At 40.9% G+C, this 18,898-nt stretch carries 13 protein-coding genes and 1 pseudogene; 4 read left to right on the top strand and 10 right to left on the bottom strand.

Translation table 11 applies throughout. The features are described from left to right. Positions 1-14: 14 nt before the first annotated feature. The 8 genes from rseP to rpsB form a co-directional block, all read right to left on the bottom strand. Positions 15-1,364, bottom strand: coding sequence for a sigma E protease regulator RseP (gene rseP, locus FD729_RS03870; RefSeq protein WP_159931971.1), 1,350 nt, complete (start codon positions 1,362-1,364; stop codon positions 15-17). A gap of 12 nt (positions 1,365-1,376) precedes the next feature. Continuing rightward, positions 1,377-2,225 (bottom strand): phosphatidate cytidylyltransferase, encoded by an 849-nt coding sequence (cdsA, locus tag FD729_RS03865; protein ID WP_159931970.1) that lies wholly within the window; start codon positions 2,223-2,225, stop codon positions 1,377-1,379. 18 nt (positions 2,226-2,243) lie between these two features. Continuing rightward, the gene (gene ispU / locus FD729_RS03860) at positions 2,244-2,996 is read right to left on the bottom strand and encodes a (2E,6E)-farnesyl-diphosphate-specific ditrans,polycis-undecaprenyl-diphosphate synthase (RefSeq protein ID WP_159931969.1); all 753 of its coding nucleotides are present in this window, start codon (positions 2,994-2,996) and stop codon (positions 2,244-2,246) included. A 155-nt stretch (positions 2,997-3,151) separates the two neighbouring features. Further along, complete coding sequence (gene ispC / locus FD729_RS03855; RefSeq protein WP_159931968.1) at positions 3,152-4,354, bottom strand: 1-deoxy-D-xylulose-5-phosphate reductoisomerase; 1,203 nt, start codon at positions 4,352-4,354, stop codon at positions 3,152-3,154. A 148-nt stretch (positions 4,355-4,502) separates the two neighbouring features. Beyond that, positions 4,503-5,063: a ribosome recycling factor gene (gene frr / locus FD729_RS03850; RefSeq protein ID WP_159931967.1), complete on the bottom strand. Its 561-nt coding sequence runs from the start codon at positions 5,061-5,063 to the stop codon at positions 4,503-4,505. Positions 5,064-5,209: 146 nt separating this feature from the next. Continuing rightward, positions 5,210-5,935: a UMP kinase gene (gene pyrH, locus FD729_RS03845; protein WP_159931966.1), complete on the bottom strand. Its 726-nt coding sequence runs from the start codon at positions 5,933-5,935 to the stop codon at positions 5,210-5,212. Positions 5,936-6,087: 152 nt separating this feature from the next. Then, positions 6,088-6,939 carry a translation elongation factor Ts gene (gene tsf, locus FD729_RS03840; protein ID WP_159931965.1) on the bottom strand — a complete coding sequence of 284 codons (852 nt, stop codon included), beginning with the start codon at positions 6,937-6,939 and terminating at the stop codon, positions 6,088-6,090. A 172-nt stretch (positions 6,940-7,111) separates the two neighbouring features. Beyond that, the gene (gene rpsB, locus FD729_RS03835; RefSeq protein WP_159931964.1) at positions 7,112-7,843 is read right to left on the bottom strand and encodes a 30S ribosomal protein S2; all 732 of its coding nucleotides are present in this window, start codon (positions 7,841-7,843) and stop codon (positions 7,112-7,114) included. Between the two features lie 2,531 nt (positions 7,844-10,374). Here rpsB and FD729_RS03830 point away from each other — a divergent pair. Both FD729_RS03830 and dapD read left to right on the top strand, forming a co-directional pair. Beyond that, positions 10,375-10,590, top strand: a complete 216-nt coding sequence (locus FD729_RS03830) for a hypothetical protein (protein ID WP_159931963.1) — start codon at positions 10,375-10,377, stop codon at positions 10,588-10,590. Between the two features lie 439 nt (positions 10,591-11,029). Continuing rightward, a complete protein-coding gene (gene dapD, locus FD729_RS03825) occupies positions 11,030-11,854 on the top strand; it encodes a 2,3,4,5-tetrahydropyridine-2,6-dicarboxylate N-succinyltransferase (RefSeq protein WP_159931962.1) in 825 nt (274 codons plus the stop codon). A gap of 1,166 nt (positions 11,855-13,020) precedes the next feature. On the opposite strand, the gene FD729_RS03820 is transcribed toward dapD, so the two are convergent. Continuing rightward, positions 13,021-14,283: a Do family serine endopeptidase gene (locus FD729_RS03820; protein ID WP_159931961.1), complete on the bottom strand. Its 1,263-nt coding sequence runs from the start codon at positions 14,281-14,283 to the stop codon at positions 13,021-13,023. 1,493 nt (positions 14,284-15,776) lie between these two features. Between FD729_RS03820 and mtnN the strand changes: the two are divergent. After that, positions 15,777-16,475, top strand: a pseudogene (mtnN, locus tag FD729_RS03815) (5'-methylthioadenosine/S-adenosylhomocysteine nucleosidase). A gap of 324 nt (positions 16,476-16,799) precedes the next feature. Here mtnN and erpA read toward each other — a convergent pair. Continuing rightward, positions 16,800-17,147, bottom strand: a complete 348-nt coding sequence (erpA, locus tag FD729_RS03810) for an iron-sulfur cluster insertion protein ErpA (protein WP_159931960.1) — start codon at positions 17,145-17,147, stop codon at positions 16,800-16,802. A gap of 211 nt (positions 17,148-17,358) precedes the next feature. Between erpA and hemL the strand changes: the two genes are divergently transcribed. Then, positions 17,359-18,648: a glutamate-1-semialdehyde 2,1-aminomutase gene (hemL, locus tag FD729_RS03805; protein WP_159931959.1), complete on the top strand. Its 1,290-nt coding sequence runs from the start codon at positions 17,359-17,361 to the stop codon at positions 18,646-18,648. The last annotated feature ends 250 nt before the right edge of the window (positions 18,649-18,898 follow it).

Below are 18,898 nucleotides of genomic sequence, written 5' to 3'. Positions count from 1 at the left end.
GTTCTTTCCAACTATTACAGACGTGAAAAATCATTGAAAAGTGCAAGCCCCATTAATAACACCAGCAGTATTGAGCCAATACGATAACTGAAGTTTTGAACTCTCTCGGACACGGGCCCACCTTTCATCTTTTCTATCGCCAAAAAAAGCAAATGTCCACCATCTAACACAGGCAAAGGGAAAAGGTTAATAATTCCAAGGTTAACGCTAATCAACGCCAAAAACATCAAATAATAAATCATCCCGTATTCTGCAGATAATCCTGCACCTTGCGCAATTGAAATCGGACCGCTAAGGTTATTAATCTTTACATCACCGTTCATTAATTTATACAACATGGAAAGAGTTAATTTCATTAGTTGCCAAGTTTTTTGGCTAGCCTGACTAATAGCTGCAAATATGTCATACTGCTTTATTATTTTATATGCGTTCGGTAACGGTATAACATGCGGGACTACTCCTGCAAAACCTTCTAGCTTTGCGCCTAACCTAGCTTGAGGCGTTAAAGTTAAATGTAATACCTCACCGCTGCGATCAATTTCTAGATCCATATTTTTACCTGGATGATCCCGTACTTGTGTGACAAAAGTTTGCCATTGTGTTAAAAGCTGACCATCGACTTTAATGATCCTATCACCTGCTTGTAACCCAGCGACGCTTGCTGGCGAATTTTCCTGAACTTCAGTCAGTGTAGTTTCAATTTTAGGACCGTATGGTCGAATGCCAAGTGCTAGAATTGGATCTTCTTTGTCTAGATCGAAGACCCATTTCTGTAGGTCCACTTCCTTCTGCTGCGTCGTTTTTTCGCCAAAGTTAGAGATAGTCAGTACAGTGTGTGTAGCACCGATTTTGTTAATTAGCGCCATACGTACAGCATCCCAGTCAGCCGTTTCGATACCATCTACCGCTTTAAGTTCCATCCCGCTGATAATTTGCGCTTTCTCTGCCACAGAATCGTTCAAAATTTCTCCGACTACCGGTCTTATACCAGGTACGCCATAGAGAAAAACGATCCAGTAAGCAAATACAGCAAAAATAAAATTAGCAACGGGACCAGCGGCAATAATTGAAGCACGCTGCCAGACTGCTTTGTTGTTAAATGCTTGATGGCATATCTCAGGAGGAACATTTTGTGTTCGCTCGTCGAGCATTTTTACATATCCCCCAAGCGGGATCATCGCGATAACATATTTAGTGCCACGACGATCTCGGCAGTGCCAGATTGCCTTGCCAAACCCAATCGAAAAACCCTCTACACGCACACCGCAGCTACGTGCCACCAAAAAGTGTCCACACTCATGGACTGTAATCAGCACTCCAATAGCAATAATAAAGGCGACAAAACTCCACAGCATACTTAGCATCTACGCCTGTCCTCAGAGGGTATGGAACACTAGCAACAGTAAACAGGCAAAAACTGGTACCGCGGCAGTCAAACTGTCGATTCGATCTAGAATTCCGCCATGACCCGGAATCAAGTTACTACTGTCTTTAATTTTCGCTTCACGTTTAAACATACTTTCTGTCAGGTCGCCTAATACCGAAGAAAGCGGTGCTAATAAGGTGAAAACCATCAATGTCCTGGCAGAAATATTCAATGGCGTAAAGATGGTAAATAGCCAAGCTAACAGCACTGAGGAAGTAATACCTCCCCAAAAACCTTCCCAAGTTTTTCTTGGCGATACTTTTGGCGCTAATTTATGTTGCCCGAACAATTTACCAAATATGTAGGCTCCTGAATCTGTTCCCCAGACCATAAACATGATAAAAAGCAGCCACCATGAACCGATATAGTGATCTCTGTTGTAGCAATATTGACGGAGAGCTATCATCCCCCAAAAAAAAGGGGTAAGTGTGAGCATACCAAAACACAAGCGTAAAGAACGTGAATGGCGCCACAAGGATGCTGATTTTGGATAGGAGAGCACTAAGCATAGCGCCACCACCCACCATGCCAGCCAAATCAAGGGGGCAACCTTCATCAGATGTATGTCACGCTGGTCAAAGTGTAGAGTAAAGAGCATTGCTGTTAGCAGCAGACCGTACAATATAGGCAGTAAGATACGCTGCCGCGGTGCTATACCAGCTAGTTGGCCCCATTCCCATGCTCCCAGCATACAGATAATCATTATCGTAATCGCAAAACCAACAGGAGGTAACCAGAATAACCCCCCAATAACTAATGGTATTAGAATGAGTGCAACAATCAGACGAGACATTAACAAAGGTTACCCCACGTTTACTCAGACACCGCCTGGGGCGGTACCACCAAAACGACGTTCCCGAAGAGAAAATGCATTCAACGCACCTTTAAAAGCGTGTTCATTAAAATCAGGCCATAAAACGTCTGTAAAATACAACTCAGCATAGGCAATTTGCCACAACAGGAAGTTACTAATCCGATGTTCTCCCCCAGTTCTTATCACTAAATCCACTGGAACAAGTTCCTGTATGCAAAGATGCATAGATAGTATTTCTTCAGTGATCTTTTCTGGACGCAACAATCCGTTCTTAACTTGTTCTGCAAGTTTTTTAACTCCTTGAATAATATCCCAACGTCCTCCATAATTAGCAGCGATATTGAGAATGAGTCCACTATTTTGCTGAGTTAATTTCTCAACGTAACGAATACGCTCCTGAATAAGATTACTAAAACGGCTCATATCACCTATAATACGGACACGCACGTTATGTTCGTGTAGGCTTTTTATTCCGCTATCGAGAGCCCGAACGAATAGCCTCATCAGCGCCGTGATTTCTTGGGCTGGTCGACTCCAGTTTTCACTGCTAAAAGCGTAGAGAGTAAGTGCTTCAATATTATTGATAACTGCAAAACTGATAGAACGACGCACAGCCTTTATGCCTGCCTTATGGCCGGCAATACGCATTTTCCCCTGATTTTTAGCCCAACGACCGTTGCCATCCATAATAATGGCAATATGACGCGGCACAATTTCCTGCTGATTATTGTTCGTTCTATGTGTATTAGACAACATAATGCGTCATTAATTCCTATTATCAGAAATGCTTTAGTTTCTGAATATATTGCCTCGGTACCCACCTCGCCTTTCTCTTAAAAAGGCGAGGTGCATCGGAACGCAACCTAGTCATTATACAACGATTACTACATGAGAATAAATAGCTGCTTGAATTAACGCAATGTCACGAAACGTGGTAATGTCTCTGTTGCTTTGGTACGTGCGGCTTGGTCAATTTCCAATACGGCATCTACTGAATCTGGTTCGGGAAACGCTTGAGCCGATAGTATCTCACTGTTAAGAGCCGCGATGTCAGTAAATCGAATCTGTTTGTCTAAAAAGGCCGTCACCGCAACTTCATTGGCTGCACTGAGCGTAATAATTGCCGCTTGTCCTACCTCACACGCTTCAATAGCTAGTCTTAAGCAAGGATAGCGGACGAAGTCGGGTTCAGAGAAAGTAAGCGCAGACATACTGGTAAAGTCTAGCGGTGTTACACCAGCCGAAATACGCGCGGGCCAGGCCATGCAATGTGCAATAGGAGTGCGCATATCCGGTGAACCAAGCTGAGCCAATACACTGCCATCGCAGTAGCGCACCATGGAATGAATTATTGACTGCGGATGCAAGATCACCTCCATTTGTGTAGCAGTAGCGTTAAATAACCAACGCGCTTCAATATATTCGAGACCTTTATTCATCATAGTGGCCGAATCGACAGAGATTTTACTTCCCATCGACCAATTCGGATGCGCGCAAGCTTGATCGGGCGACATCTTCACTAGTTCTGCTAGAGGTATGTCGCGAAAAGGACCACCCGATCCTGTAAGAATAATAGACTCAATCCCATTTTTTCTAAGATCAGCGTATCCTAACTGATGCTGTATAGAAGCAGGTAAACTCTGAAAAATTGCATTGTGTTCGCTGTCCACAGGTAACAACTGAGCCGCATGATGGCGTGCCGCCTTCATAAATAAAAGACCACAGGTAACAAGGGATTCTTTATTGGCGAGTAACACACTTTTCCCAGCACGAATGGCAGCCATTGTCGGCAGCAAACCCGATGCGCCGACAATGGCTGCCATTACTTGATCGACCTCGCCAAGCGCTGCTAGCTCGCAGGCAGCTTGTAGCCCACAGAGTACTTCGGTTGATACGTTTAATGCTTTCAATTTTTCATGAAGCGACTGTGCGGATGCTTCATCCGCCATAGCCGCATAACGCGGTTGAAAAACCTGACACTGTTCCGCCATCAGCGAGACATTTTGCCCAGCGACCAGCGCAGTAATTTTATAAAGTTCAGGATTGGCGCGTACCACTGATAACGTGCTAGCGCCGATCGAACCAGTGGAACCCAGCAAAGTTAATCGCTTCATTAAGCTTTACCTTATAAAGTCTTCGAATTTATCCGTTTTCATGGAAGCATAATGTAAAACGCCGCTAGAGCTATATTCACAATGAACATAGCTCTGAACGGCGTTTTTATACCAGACCCCTTTAGGTAAAGAGAAAAACTAATAAGACTCAGAACTCCATCAACTCCCTCTCTTTTTCGGCCAGCAGCGAATCGATATTTTTGATGTCTGCATCGGTCATTTTCTGAATCTCTTCCTGAGTACGCCGCTCTTCATCCTCGCTGATATCTTTATTTTTCAATAAAACTTTTTTAACTTTGTCGTTGGCATCACGACGCACATTACGTACGGAAACACGACTTTGCTCAGCTTCTGCACGTACAATTTTAATCAAATCTTTACGGCGTTCCTCGGTTAAAATAGGCAGTAGAACATGGATATCGGTACCTGCTGACCTTGGGTGCAGGCTGAGATTGGAAGCCATAATAGCTTTTTCTACTGCTGTGACCATCGAGAGGTCGAACACGTTAATCTTCAACGTGCGGGAGTCTTCTACAGTCACAGAAGCGAGCTGACGCAGCGGTGTAGGTGTGCCGTAGTATTTAACGATAATACTGTCGAGAAGTGAAGGCGAAGCACGACCAGTGTGCACTTTACTAATACTGTTTTTAAATGCTTCGACGTATCTGTCCATACGTATTTTAGTATCTTTTTTGATTTTGTTAATCACGTTAAAACCCTTTGATGAGGTTTAACCTATCCCTTCCGACGATGACGAAAGGGTAACGCCGTTAAGTGATTAGCCTAAATAGTAAGAAAGTAGGTGGCACCTAACGCTCTAACATAAAATACACCTTATTTATCTTACCTTAAGTATTAATATGTAATAAGGGTACCTTCTTTTTCACCCATGATAATGCGACGTAATGCGCCAAGTTTATTCATATTAAATATACGGATCGGCAGCTGATGATCACGTGCTAGTGTAAAGGCTGTTAAATCCATTACTTTTAGATCTTTTTCCAAAACTTCATCATATGAGATTTGATTATACAACATTGCATCTGGTTTTTTAAGTGGATCGTCTGAGTAGACGCCGTCAACTTTGGTTGCTTTTAGCACTACGTCTGCTTTTATTTCAATCCCACGCAAGCATGCTGCCGAATCTGTAGTAAAGAATGGATTTCCAGTGCCGGCAGAGAAAATTACCACGCAGTTATTACGTAGTAGGCTTATCGCTTCAATCCAACTATAGTTGTCACACACGCCATTTAGGGAAATGGATGACATAAGGCGTACATTAACATAGGTACGGTGCAGCGCATCACGCATTGCTAAGCCATTCATCACGGTCGCTAACATGCCCATATGATCGCCTACAACACGATTCATACCTGCCATTGCCAAACCTGCGCCACGAAATAGGTTACCACCACCAATAACTACACCTACCTGAACACCCGACTCAACCAGTTCTTTTATCTCCTGCGCCATGCGATTAAGAACGCTTGCATTGATACCAAAACCTTCATCACCTTGTAGTGCTTCACCACTCAGTTTCAATAGTATACGTTGATATACAGGTTTTGCGTTTTTCGTCATGGTTCATTCTTCTTAAAAGACATAAAAGGAAGAAGGTACACTTGATTGATCATCCGCTGAGCACTCCTCAATTTACTACCGACATAAGACAAAATTATCTGCTGCGGCTAGCAGAATAAAAAGAACTGTTTTCTAGCGGTTATCTCACAACATTAAATCTGCTTAGACATGGCTGCTACTTCAGCTAGGAAATTACTTTCAATTTTCTGAATACCTTCACCCACTTCAAAGCGAACGAAATTAATGATTTCAGCCCCTTTTTCTTTAAGCACGAAGCCAACGGTATTGCTAGGGTCGATAACAAAAGCCTGACCAATCAACGACACTTCACCAGTGAATTTTTTCATCCGGCCTTCAACTATCTTCTCAGCAATCTCTTTCGTCTTCCCAGACTGCATCGCAATGTCAAGCTGAATTTGGTACTCTTTCTTAATTACATCAGCCGAAACATCTTCTGGCTTGATAAATTCCGGTTTGCTGGCGGCGATGTGCATAGCAATCTGTTTGACTAGCTTGTCATCCGCGCCTTTTGCAGAGATCAGTACGCCAATACGCGTACCGTGCAAATAAGTACCCAGCTGCTCGCCTTCCAACATAGAAAGACGACGAATATTAATATTCTCGCAGATTCTCGTGACTAGTGCTACACGCTCTTCTTCGAATTTTGCTTTTAGCAATTCAATATCGGTGATACATTCAGCAATTGCGACGTTTAATACTTTATCTGCAAATGTCTGAAAGTTAGCATCTTTCGCTACAAAGTCAGTCTCACAATTTATTTCTAAAATAACGCCATAGTTGCCGTCGATTTTAGTTTTTATTACACCGGCTGCCGCCACGTTAATAGATTTTTTCGCCGCTTTGATGACACCGCACTTACGCATGTCTTCAATCGCCAGCTCAATATCACCATTTGCTTTAGTAAGAGCTTTTTTACATTCCATCATGCCTGCACCAGTACGCTCGCGTAGTTCCTTTACCAGTACGGCGGTAATTTTAGTCATTCTAAAATCCTCAGTTCGTACTTTTATGTGCTCACGCACTAAGGGTCACCTTTTATGAAAAGGTTGTCTGTTTTACTTGCCTGAAACGCAGGGTAACAGTTTTATAACAAAAATAAAGGAGTAAAACCTACCTCTTAATAGATGATTACGTTTGCTGCCTCAAGGGGCTCCATTAAGAGTCTTTTAAAGAAGCTTCTTCAGCCGCCTGCTCAGCCAAACTCTGTGAACCACCTCCTTCACGAATGGCAGTGGCAACAGCAGTTAAATATAGACTAATAGCACGGATTGCATCGTCGTTACCGGGGATAACAAAGTTAACACCATCCGGATCAGAATTAGTATCAACTATAGCAAAGACTGGGATCCCTAAGTTATTGGCTTCCTTTATGGCGATGTTTTCGTGATCGGCACCGATCACGAACAGAGCGTCTGGTAACCCGGCCATATCTTTAATACCGCCTAGGCTGTTTTCCAACTTTCCCAGTTCGCGACCACGCATTAGCGCTTCTTTTTTGGTTAATTTGTCAAAAGTGCCATCCTGAGATTGAATCTCAAGTTCTTTTAGACGTTTAATTGACTGACGAACAGTTTTCCAATTAGTTAGCATACCACCGAGCCAACGGTGGTTTACGAAGAACTGATCGCAGCTGAGTGCAGCTTCTTTTATAGCTTCGCTAGCAGCACGCTTAGTACCGACGAACAGGATCTTGCCCTTACGGGAAGAAATTTTACTCAGCTCAGCCAGTGCGTTGTTAAACATGGGCACGGTTTTTTCAAGGTTTATAATATGAACTTTGTTACGTGAACCAAATATAAACAGCCTCATTTTAGGGTTCCAGTAACGGGTCTGATGACCAAAGTGAACACCGGCCTTAAGCATTTCACGCATGGAAATAATTGCCATTATTACCTCTAAGTTTAATATTGGGGTTGGGCCTCCATGTATCCCATACAACCGACCTCTTTTGAAGCACCCCGGTGTATGTGTCGATACATGTGTGTGTTGTTTATTTAGTACACATAAATTGTAAGTAACTGAGACGAATGAGCGTTCCGGTCCTAATCCTAATTTTCTTAATTAAGTTATGTTTCCTTTAATGTATTTCGTCCTACCTAACAAAGAACCGTCGACATGTTTTATATCACAAACCTCCCCGCTGAATCTAGAATTTGTTCAGCTCAAAGCAAAACGGCGCACGACTTATTTTTGAATACATAAGGATTAATCTAATGGCAATTTTAAATTGATTTTTATTAAAGAGAAAAAATGAATCTTTCAGGATGCTTGAGTACAAAAGTGGTGAGATATTGTGGTATACATCAAACTAGGTCTTTAAGTCGTTAAACAGTCCTTATCTACCATAATTACATTAATTCATACAACTTACTTCCCCCGCTTGCATAGACTACATGTCTTCCAGCAACCAGTCTGTAGCTTAGTCAATAAGTTAATATTCCTACTCATTAACATTAACTTACTATAGTTGAGGAACACTACAGCGACTCTCTAAAGAACTTTACTGACAGTAGAGCTCCTTATTCAGTATGGTCGTCGTCTTTTTCATATACGTAGAATAGTCTCTATTCTTTCTGTGCTTAGTGAAGTTGGACTATCCATCTGCATGAGCGGACTACTACGTTATTGAGAAATATATGCCCCCTTGACTTACTCAGCGGTAATTAAATAACGTTTGTAAATAGAGTTGAAAAAACTTGAATGAGTAACCGTTATAGTATCCGTTAATGTGAAAAATTATTAGAAGATGAAACAAAATCACACTATCGCAGTTTGTTTTTATAGTACCAGAATGTCATTGTGGTAACTGAGAAAACACATGCAGTCCTAACTCTGCGTAAAAACGAAATATCAATACTCTACTCATCAATTTTAAACAGTAATTTTTCTATAACATAAGAACTTATACCGTATTCTATATAGTGAAGAAAAAAGAGAAAAACAGTATGAGGGCGATTCTGACGGATAAGTCTATAAATAGCCTGAAAGGCTCCATAATTAATTATGGATAACACACACTTTATTTGCATAGATCTAGGAAATTAGAAAAATTTAAAGATTTTCCGTCAGCTATGGCCGCTGCCAACTACATCCTTCTCTCCAACGTTAACATCCTGATCATGAACTAAAATGTACTTTCTTAAGCCAATGCGGATTAATCTAGTAAAGTTAAGAATCTAGTGTAGTGTGCACACATTAGAAGAGTACCTGCTGGAGTGTCCTAAGCCATCTCACCACCGATACCAACCTCATCTAATCGCGTATTCTGACCTGTGACATTTTACTCTTCCTTAAGATGCAGAAAAACATCTTCAGTAAAGACTTCCTTCTATACCTATGCATCATAAACTTTTTGCATTGCTAAAATTAAAGAACAGTAAGTACATCGTAAGTAAGATTACAGGACTAGCTAGCTACAACCTTGATCCTAATATCAAGAACATTTCCGGCGTTTTGCGTGATATCCATACTCTGTAGTGTATAGCGCTCTGTCATTTCATCAACATCACAATGGATGAGATGGTTGTGGTCAGTTTATTAACTGAAACTGAGCGTGCCGAACTTAATAAGTGTCAAGTATTTATTCTGCGCGTCCGTTTCTCTTGCACCTGTCATAATCCGTGCTCGCTATGACAATCGGCTGTTGTTCGATCGTTAATTTAATATTGTACAATGCTCCCTTACAATTGGTTAACGAAATCAATTGGGGTGATCGACAAACGACAGACCTCGTCCATTGTACGACATTTTCTAAATTACGTGGTAAGATCCCGATCTGCTCGAGAAAAAACTTTTTAAACTAGAGACACACGCAATCCTACACATATATCATATGATACCGCACAACGAAAATAGCAGAAGGATCTATTAATATATAATAGCCCTATTTCATGATATCACTAAAGTCTAAAAAATCGATCACTTTATTCTAAGTGTACAAGAATCACTGAAGTATGATGGGCTGCGCGGTGTAAATTTGCGGAGGACGCATCTGATTGCTTAGTTATTAAGTCACTATCTCTGATAGTGGTCACCCCACAGTACCGAGATATTCAGGATCCCATCGTCATCTAACAGTTCGCTGAAGTGATGCAAAATAATACCCAACTGTGCTATTTAGTTTATCTAACCGTGACTGATCTCTGCGTGACTAATGGAAGACTATGAAATAGCCAAAAAAAACCTGCTACACGGACTTTTCTTTTTTTACTAAAAAACAACTGCGAGACGACATTCAGCATGGCACCCCTATCCATACGAACGCCTGTTCTATTACCGTTTTTACCAATACTATTAAACATGAAATAGTGTTAACAAGGCACAATCAAATAAGATTTAGAAGAATTATCACGACGTTTATTGTATATACAATAAACCTAACCAGCATGCTTGTTGAAGTACGATTGACGGAGATACTGTTGCCGGTCAGCCTACAGACGACACGCGGTTGCACCAAGATATTTATGGAATATCGACCATCCTTATTTTTCACCTCCATTGTAGGAAGGATAGATCGCCCTAACCTTAGGTTACATGTAGTTAAATTTTTTACCAGTCGAGACAGTATGGCGATGGACACTTTTATAGTGTTGGAGCTGAATGGTGGTCCTTTATTATTTTACACCAAGCTATGATAAAAGCCACGAGCTGAAAAAAGCAATTCTTAGACTAATTAGACTCCTTTGCGTACGTGTCTTATATCGGTAACACGCCGTCACTTCAACGTTGAGGCCGCAGTTAAATTCTTATCGATTTGTACCTACCGCTGTAGTTATCTGGAACTGATTGCGATCAATAGGCATGGGCTGTTAGCTCAGTTAGGCGAAGTCTTCACCAATATGGATGTCTTGTTGTAAAGTGCTCGTATTAGTAACATCGGTGAGCGCGTCAAGAATTTATTTATTCCATCCAACCTAGAGGCGCGTGCTGAATGTGAAAAGACATCAAGTGTTGCAACAACGGTTGACAGAAGCCCTTCATCCAAAGGATAAAGTGTGACTATAACCAGATTCGCTCTTTTATTATGTATGTAAGCACATGACCCGCTACGCATTAGCTAGATTAGGAAAAATTATGCAACAGTTACAGAACATTATTGAGGTAGCCTTCGAGCGGCGTACCGAGATTACTCAAGCAAACGTAGATATAGTTACCTCTGAAGCCATAAATGAAGTTATCTCCCTGTTAGATAGTGGCGCACTACGTGTTTCTGAAAAGATTGAAGGTCAATGGGTAATGTATCAGTGGCTGAAAAAGGCAGTTCTACTATCGTTCCGTATTAACGATAACCAAGTCATGGAAGGCGCAGAAACACGTTTTTATGACAAGGTGCCAATGAAGTTCGCTAGCTGGGATGACGCACGTTTTAAAAAAGAAGGGTTTCGGGTAGTTCCGCCAGCTGCTGTCAGGCAGGGAGCACACATAGCACATAACACTGTGTTGATGCCGTCATATGTTAATATTGGCGCTTATGTTGACGAAGGCAGTATGGTGGATACTTGGGCAACAGTTGGTTCTTGCGCACAAATTGGTAAAAACGTGCACCTCTCCGGAGGAGTTGGTATCGGTGGTGTGCTAGAGCCATTGCAAGCTAACCCGACCATTATTGAAGACAACTGCTTTATCGGTGCACGCTCTGAGATCGTCGAAGGCGTTATTGTGGAAGAAGGATCAGTGATCTCAATGGGTGTTTACATCGGCCAGAGTACCAAAATCTACGATCGTAGAACAGGCGAAGTACACTATGGCCGCATACCGGCAGGTTCTGTCGTTGTTTCCGGTACCCTACCTTCTGAAGATGGTAGATATAGCCTTTATTGTGCGGTTATTGTAAAGACAGTTGACGAGAAGACCCGTGCTAAAGTTGGTATTAATGAATTACTGCGTACCATCGATTAAGCTCTTCCAACGGGTCGTTGCGGCCCGGGATTTTTTATCTTTTTTATTCACTTGAATTTCGTAGAAAATCAACAGTTTTGGTTACTTTTCACCCTCTTCATGATCTTTGCTACTTACCGTCTATTATGTAGTAAGCAACTTATTTTTTTGTAAAACGACCTATAGATAAACACACACTGAGTTTTTTACTGGGAAAAATTATAGTGAATAATATTCAAATATTAAACATGTCAGTAAGACTAAATACATGAACTAAATTAAAAATTTACTAATATGAGTATAATGGAAGTTGATATAAAGAGTAAAATGTTCTCTGGCCTGTACCACTTCAAAAGTATAGCGCCGTAAAGAATAATGAACATAAACCTAGAAAAGATAAATCTTTAATAGACGCCAAGAATACGAATCTTAACGATTTTAGATAGCGACATAGCATCCTATCATCCAAAAACTGGAAGCTACCACCATCTTAAACTTCTACCGAGACCACACATAGACACTTGAGATCTCATAGTAAGTAGAATAGGACACATTTTGTGAGAGACTACTTCAAGGTTTTACTGTGGACAGAGGTAGTATCAGCTCCTCGCCTGGTCATATACTGCAGGGGCAGACAATCCGGACGCTACACAGCCATTATGAATTATAATCCACCTAATGCACCATACATTCTCACAAGAGCATTAGCGGAACGTCCTTCCGTAATGCTCCAATACCTCTGGCTTACTTGACTATAGTATTGCTACCTTGGATCCATCATATTAATATTAATTATTTATATCAATCACACCCTATATATAACGCATATAAAAAACTCAAAGAGTACCTTCTAGTGATCCTAATAGAAAATATCAATATAGCATATACTCTAAAGCACGATAATCAAATATCGTCTCACTCATCACAGGACTAACTGATAAATTACAAATTTTAAATTAATGGTCATATTTTTCTTTTGACGCTAATAAAAAAGTAGCCAACAAAGTACCGTAAATACTGGCATCACAGCGCTTAACGTTAGAGCCAGTACCGAAGGTTTAGTGTTGAAAATTTTACCAAGCTAACCAATATTGGTTACTATCTGCTCCCTCAGACCCAGGATAATAGCCTTTTAAGTCAAAATGCAATATTATGTTTTCACGCTATACACACTAGATTCTTATTGCTTAGATCTTCGTTGCTTTCAATACTGGTGCAGTATCTATACTATCCATAGTACTTACGGTACCTACTACGCCTACAGCAGTAGGTATTCGCGCTTTATCCTCACTTTGCTGCAACTCAACAGTCACGCTGATATGCTTTCCGTCTCGCAGGAGACCAAGCTGTATCTTGGTGCCAATCGGAAGCGAACTAATTTCAGCTCGCAAGGAAACTAAGCTGATTAGAGGCTTGTTGTTCATAGAGACTACTACATCACCTGCTTTAATTCCAGCTTTTGCCGCAGCAGAATTCTGTAGCACTTGGCTAACAAAGGCGCCACGGTGCGCATCCAACTGCATCACCTTCGCCACTTCTGAAGTGAGCTCGGTACCGAGGATACCCAATTCGCCGTGTTTCACCTGACCAAATTCTATTATCTGCCCAGTAAGATTTTTCACTATATTGCTAGGAATCGCAAAGCCGATACCGATATTACCGCCATCTGTAGCAAGGATTGCGGTATTAATACCAATCAGCTCACCGTTAAGATTGACCAGAGCACCACCAGAATTACCGTGGTTAATAGCAGCATCAGTCTGAATAAAATTTTCATATTTTTCAATATTTAAACCACTTCTTCCAAGTCCTGATACAATACCAGAGGTTACGGTTTCTCCAAGGCCATAAGGGTTACCGATAGCAACGGTATAATCACCGACTCGCAGATTGTCGGAATCAGCTATTTTAATCGCAGTCAGATTTTTCGCTTTGATGAGTTGGATTAATGCAATATCGTAATGCGGATCATTACCAATGACTTTACCTTCGTAGTGATGCCCATCACTCAGCTGAACTTGAATTTTGGTCGCGTGGTCAATAACATGGTTATTAGTCACTACATAGCCTTTCTCGGCATTAATTACTACACCAGAACCGAGCGCGCGAAATTTTTCTTGCCGGGTGTTGGTGTTTCCTCCGTAGCCACCGCCACCTGCACTGCCCTGACATATCGGTGAGTTCCGGAAAGGCGAATTTTCCTGACAGAAAGGTGAATGGTGACCAAAGAATTGCTGAAATTGTTGCGATAGGCGCGGCGTTTTTATTGTTATGCTGCCTTCAATACTGATACTGACAACTGAGGGTATAACTTTCTCAATCATCATCGACAAACCAGGTAGCTGCTGGTTTGCGGAAGAAGCGGATTCAGCTGCGAAACCGGCGGTAGAACCCAGTACTAAGCTAATACTGAGCGCCATTGTACTAAAAATTAAGGTGTTTTTTTTCATTTATATTAGCCTCATTTAAAAATTAACATCAGGCGCCTTTCTGTAGTGAGATGTAAGATTAATGGTTTAATCTGAAGTTCTAGAAAATTTTGCTTTAAAAATAACATTTACATGTTTTTTAAAACAAGTCGCGTTATTTCAGTAAGATAAGACTGCAGTATTCATCCCACTCATCGAGATACGTCATCCTGCTGATATGATACTGAATCAGGCAAAAACGATAATAAAGCTCCCATAACAAACACTGATATCTATTCTCTTCTACTAAAGAACATATTTTTTTGTGATAGGCATCTACGATGCTTTCTTGAGAACTTATGAAATAAGCGGGTTTCGATGGGAAAATACCACGTTCAATCCTTATTAATCAAATTAGTGTATCTGCCCAGTACGCTCTAAAAGTTTATTTGCAATAACATAAAGAACGATGACTTCTGCTTCTTCTTTTGAAAAAAACTTCCCCCAAACATTGCCGATCGTACCGTACGACTAAAAGTATTATTCTTTTTTATTACTCTGTACTTTTACGTAAATAGTTACAGAAAAAATCAATGTTAAATATTTTTTTAATGGCATCATAAGATCGGAGATACAGTAAAAACATCATCCGCGGTTTTCACACAATATAGGTCTGTAGAAACAGGTATGCTTTGCCATATTAATGGATGCGTACAATTCAGCAATATATTCCTGCTCGAAGAGATAAAATACGGTTTTTTCATCAGTGAACTGAATTAGTTGGGCTTTTCATATCGCACCACACCAGGCAGGTACAATGTCTTTTAAAATATAAGTGACTTGAGAATATCTGAGATTAGAGTGTAACAGTGTATGCACTATACGGACTGCTTTGGTATTTCCTTTAGAATAAAAGATTATTGTCGATCATATTGTTAAGCTGATTAAAATCAGTGTACTATTAATCCTTATTAATCTCTGTGACTAGGGGATTCATGAGTATCCAACAGAAGATGCACTTGAACCCAATCAGTAACTGCAGCTTTACCTAAATGAACAAAAAGCATATTGCCAACTGCATGAAGCATGACATGCTATCTCTACTAAGGTTTTAGAAGAACATTTTGCTTCATTTAGACGTAGATTACTTACTCTAGGCTACCCTTATTTTTTAAAGTTTGCAGGATCTCTTTAACAAAAGAGCGTCCTGTTTATTATCTTTCTAGCAAATGGTTCAGACGAAAGTACACTACAGCATTATGTCCCAGTGGGAAACCTGTGTTTTTTATATCTTGCGAACTATTGATGCCGAATTGATAATGCACAAGATCTTTCTTTAGAAAGAGATCATAATATGTATGATCCCTCCAGATTTTTGTGTGTATTATAGGGACAGATACAATTTATTTTTCCATGCAATTAATCGTCGTCATCCCTAACTAATTATTATTATTTCTTGTATTAATCCTTTGCCTGTCATGTAAGATTATCTCTTATTTTTTACGTTTAATTCCAGATATTAGTGAGATTCTTTTATGAAAGCAGGTATTATTGGCGCGATGGAGCAGGAGATTATCCTGCTGCGGGACAAAATAGAGAATCGTCAAACTTTAACACTAGCAGGCTGCGAGATTTACAACGGTACTCTTAACGGAATTGAAGTCTACCTGCTAAAATCAGGTATTGGTAAAATTTCAGCAGCGTTGGGTACAACACTGCTGCTACAGCTCTATAAACCTGACTTAGTTATCAACGTCGGGTCGGCAGGGGGGTTAACACCGCTGATGTCTGTTGGAGACATCGTGATTTCTGACAAAGTAAGTTATCACGATGCTGATGTAACTGCTTTTGGCTATAAGCCAGGATAGATGGCGGGATGCCCGGTGGCATTTACTGCTGATGCTCGGATGATAAAGGCTGCTGAAGCCTGCATCAGTGAATTGAATCTAAACGCGATACGTGGCCTAGTGGTAAGTGGTGACACATTTGTCAATGGTGCAGAGCGACTGGTACGAATCCACGCTATTTTTCCGCAAGCCATTGCCGTAGAGATGGAAGCAGCTGCTATCGGTCACGTTTGCTATAAGTTTAAGGTACCTTTTTTGGTGATACGTACTATTTCTGACGTTGCAGATAAAAAGTCACATCTAAGTTTTGGAGAGTTCCTGGGTATAACAGCACAGCAGTCATCTCTGATAGTGGAGAAACTACTTGAACGATTAGAACATGGCTAAATATTTCTAGCTAATGAGACTTAACGTGTTCGCTGTAGCAGCACAGCAGCATAAAAGACTATATCCCTACGATCAACAAAATCCAGAGTTGTTTTATGTGCTTCACACTATTTTTGACTATACCAGAATGAAATATAACCACATACTTTCTGATTACTCCGCCTAAGGTGCTCTTTACAACTAAATGGACTACAGGAACTATCAGTATTATCAGTATATTACATGAACTTTGTCTGTTCTATACTTTGGTGTGCAGACGTGCTTGACTCAAAGTATGTTAAAAAGGGATGAGATTAGGAAGGAAAATATTAGTGACAATCTTTGTCAAATACTGAAGGATGAGCCACAGCCGCAAGTTGTTTTTGCATTCGGATTAATGACGATAAAACGTGCTCCTTCCAAACCTTCTGTATAGTCTACTGAACCGCCTATTAAGTACTGTAAACTAATTGGATCAACCACTAGTGTCACGCCTTGCTTTTCAATAGTCATATCTCCGTCATTTATTTTGTCATCAAAGGTAAACCCATACTGGAAACCACTACAACCACCGCCTGTGATATAGACGCGCAGTTTCAGATTACGTTTTTCTTCTCTAGCAAGAAGATTCTTAGCTTTATGGGCCGCTGCATCTGTAAATTGTAACGGAAATGTTGTAATATTCTCGCTCATCTTAATACTCCATAAAAATCCAAACTAAAAGATAATTTTTATTGACTTATTATCTGCCAGCAAAATAGCATAATCAAGTTTCGCCATTCGTACTGCTTGCCCCCCTACATGCAGCTAAGCTAAATATAGCGAATCTGTTTTTAAGATTTCATCATGCTGTTATCTTCCCGTAGAATATAGAAAATTTTTCCCAAACTGCTGGAGACGATAAATGAGTAAGTCAGAAACCCTGTTCGCTGAAGCACAACGTCTAATTCCCGGTGGTATTAACTCACCGGTGCGTGCTTTTACCGGTGTAGGCGGGATACCTCTGTTTATTGAACGGGCCGATGGTGCGTATTTATATGATGCCGATGGCGAAACCTATATTGATTATGTCGGTTCATGGGGACCCATGGTGCTGGGCCATAATAACACCGAGATTCGCAATGCAGTGGTTGAAGCTACTGCGTACGGCTTGAGCTTTGGTGCACCCACTGAGATAGAAGTGAAAATGGCGCAGCTATTATGTGATTTAGTGCCTAGCATAGATATGGTTCGTGTAGTTAACTCCGGTACTGAAGCGACGATGAGTGCTATTCGCCTAGCACGCGGTTATAACCGCCGTGATAAAATCATTAAATTCGAAGGCTGCTATCACGGTCACGCTGACTGCCTATTAGTAAAAGCAGGGTCTAGCGTTCTAACGTTGGGTCAGCCAAACTCCCTTGGTGTACCGGCCGCTTTCGCTAAACATACTCTAATCTGCGTATATAACGATCTCGATTCTGTGCGCACTTCGCTAGAGCAGTACCCTGATTCTATTTCGTGTATTATAGTCGAGCCAATTGCAGGTAATATGAATTGTATTCTACCTCAGCCAGGGTTCCTGGCTGGCTTGCGTTCCCTGTGCGATGAGTTCGGCGTGCTACTGATTTTCGATGAGGTAATGACTGGATTTCGAGTAGCACTAGGTGGTGCGCAGGAATATTATAATATAACACCAGATCTGACCTGCCTCGGTAAGATTATCGGTGGCGGCATGCCGGTGGGTGCTTTTGGTGGTCGTAGAGAAATCATGGAAGAACTAGTACCCATTGGTTCTGTCTATCAGGCGGGTACTCTTTCAGGCAACCCGATTACCATGGCAGCAGGCGTTTCCTGTTTAACTCAAATGGCACACTCTGATATATATGAGAAGCTTACTAAGAGTACCGCACAACTAGCGCAGGGATTGATGATGATGGCGGCAATGGAAAATATTCCGCTGTTGGTAAATTATGTGAGCGGTATGTTTGGTATTTTATTTACTAAAGAAAATAGAGTGACCTGCTACACCGACGTAATGAAGTGCAATGTAAACCGCTTTAAAATTTTTTTTCACTTGATGCTACAAGAAGGTATATATCTTGCACCATCGGCCTTTGAAACGAACTTTATGTCTGTGGCGCACAGCGAAGAAGATATTGAGCATACCGTAGATGCTGCGCGCCGTTGCTTTGCAAAGCTGAAAGAAAAATAACATGTCAATTGTATTTTTAATAAAAATTTTCCAACGAGCGACATGACACGATTTTAGATAAGTGGGCTATCATATTTAGCAGTCTTCTGTGGAAAGACTTTTTTATTCTCAGTTTTGCTGCAATCTACCAGCAGGAACAGATCCGCGTTAAACAATCTTTCATTATAGTATGTTCAAAGTATTAACCTAACAAGCAAAAAAGACGATTATGATTTAACAGCCTGTAGAGGGCGAGCATACATTTGTAATC

Origin of the sequence: Pantoea sp. Nvir, assembly GCF_009829915.1 — a bacterium.
Lineage (GTDB): Bacteria > Pseudomonadota > Gammaproteobacteria > Enterobacterales > Enterobacteriaceae > Pantoea.
The sequence above is the reverse complement of the archived record's forward strand: the minus strand, read 5'-3'. Positions and strand labels throughout refer to the sequence as shown.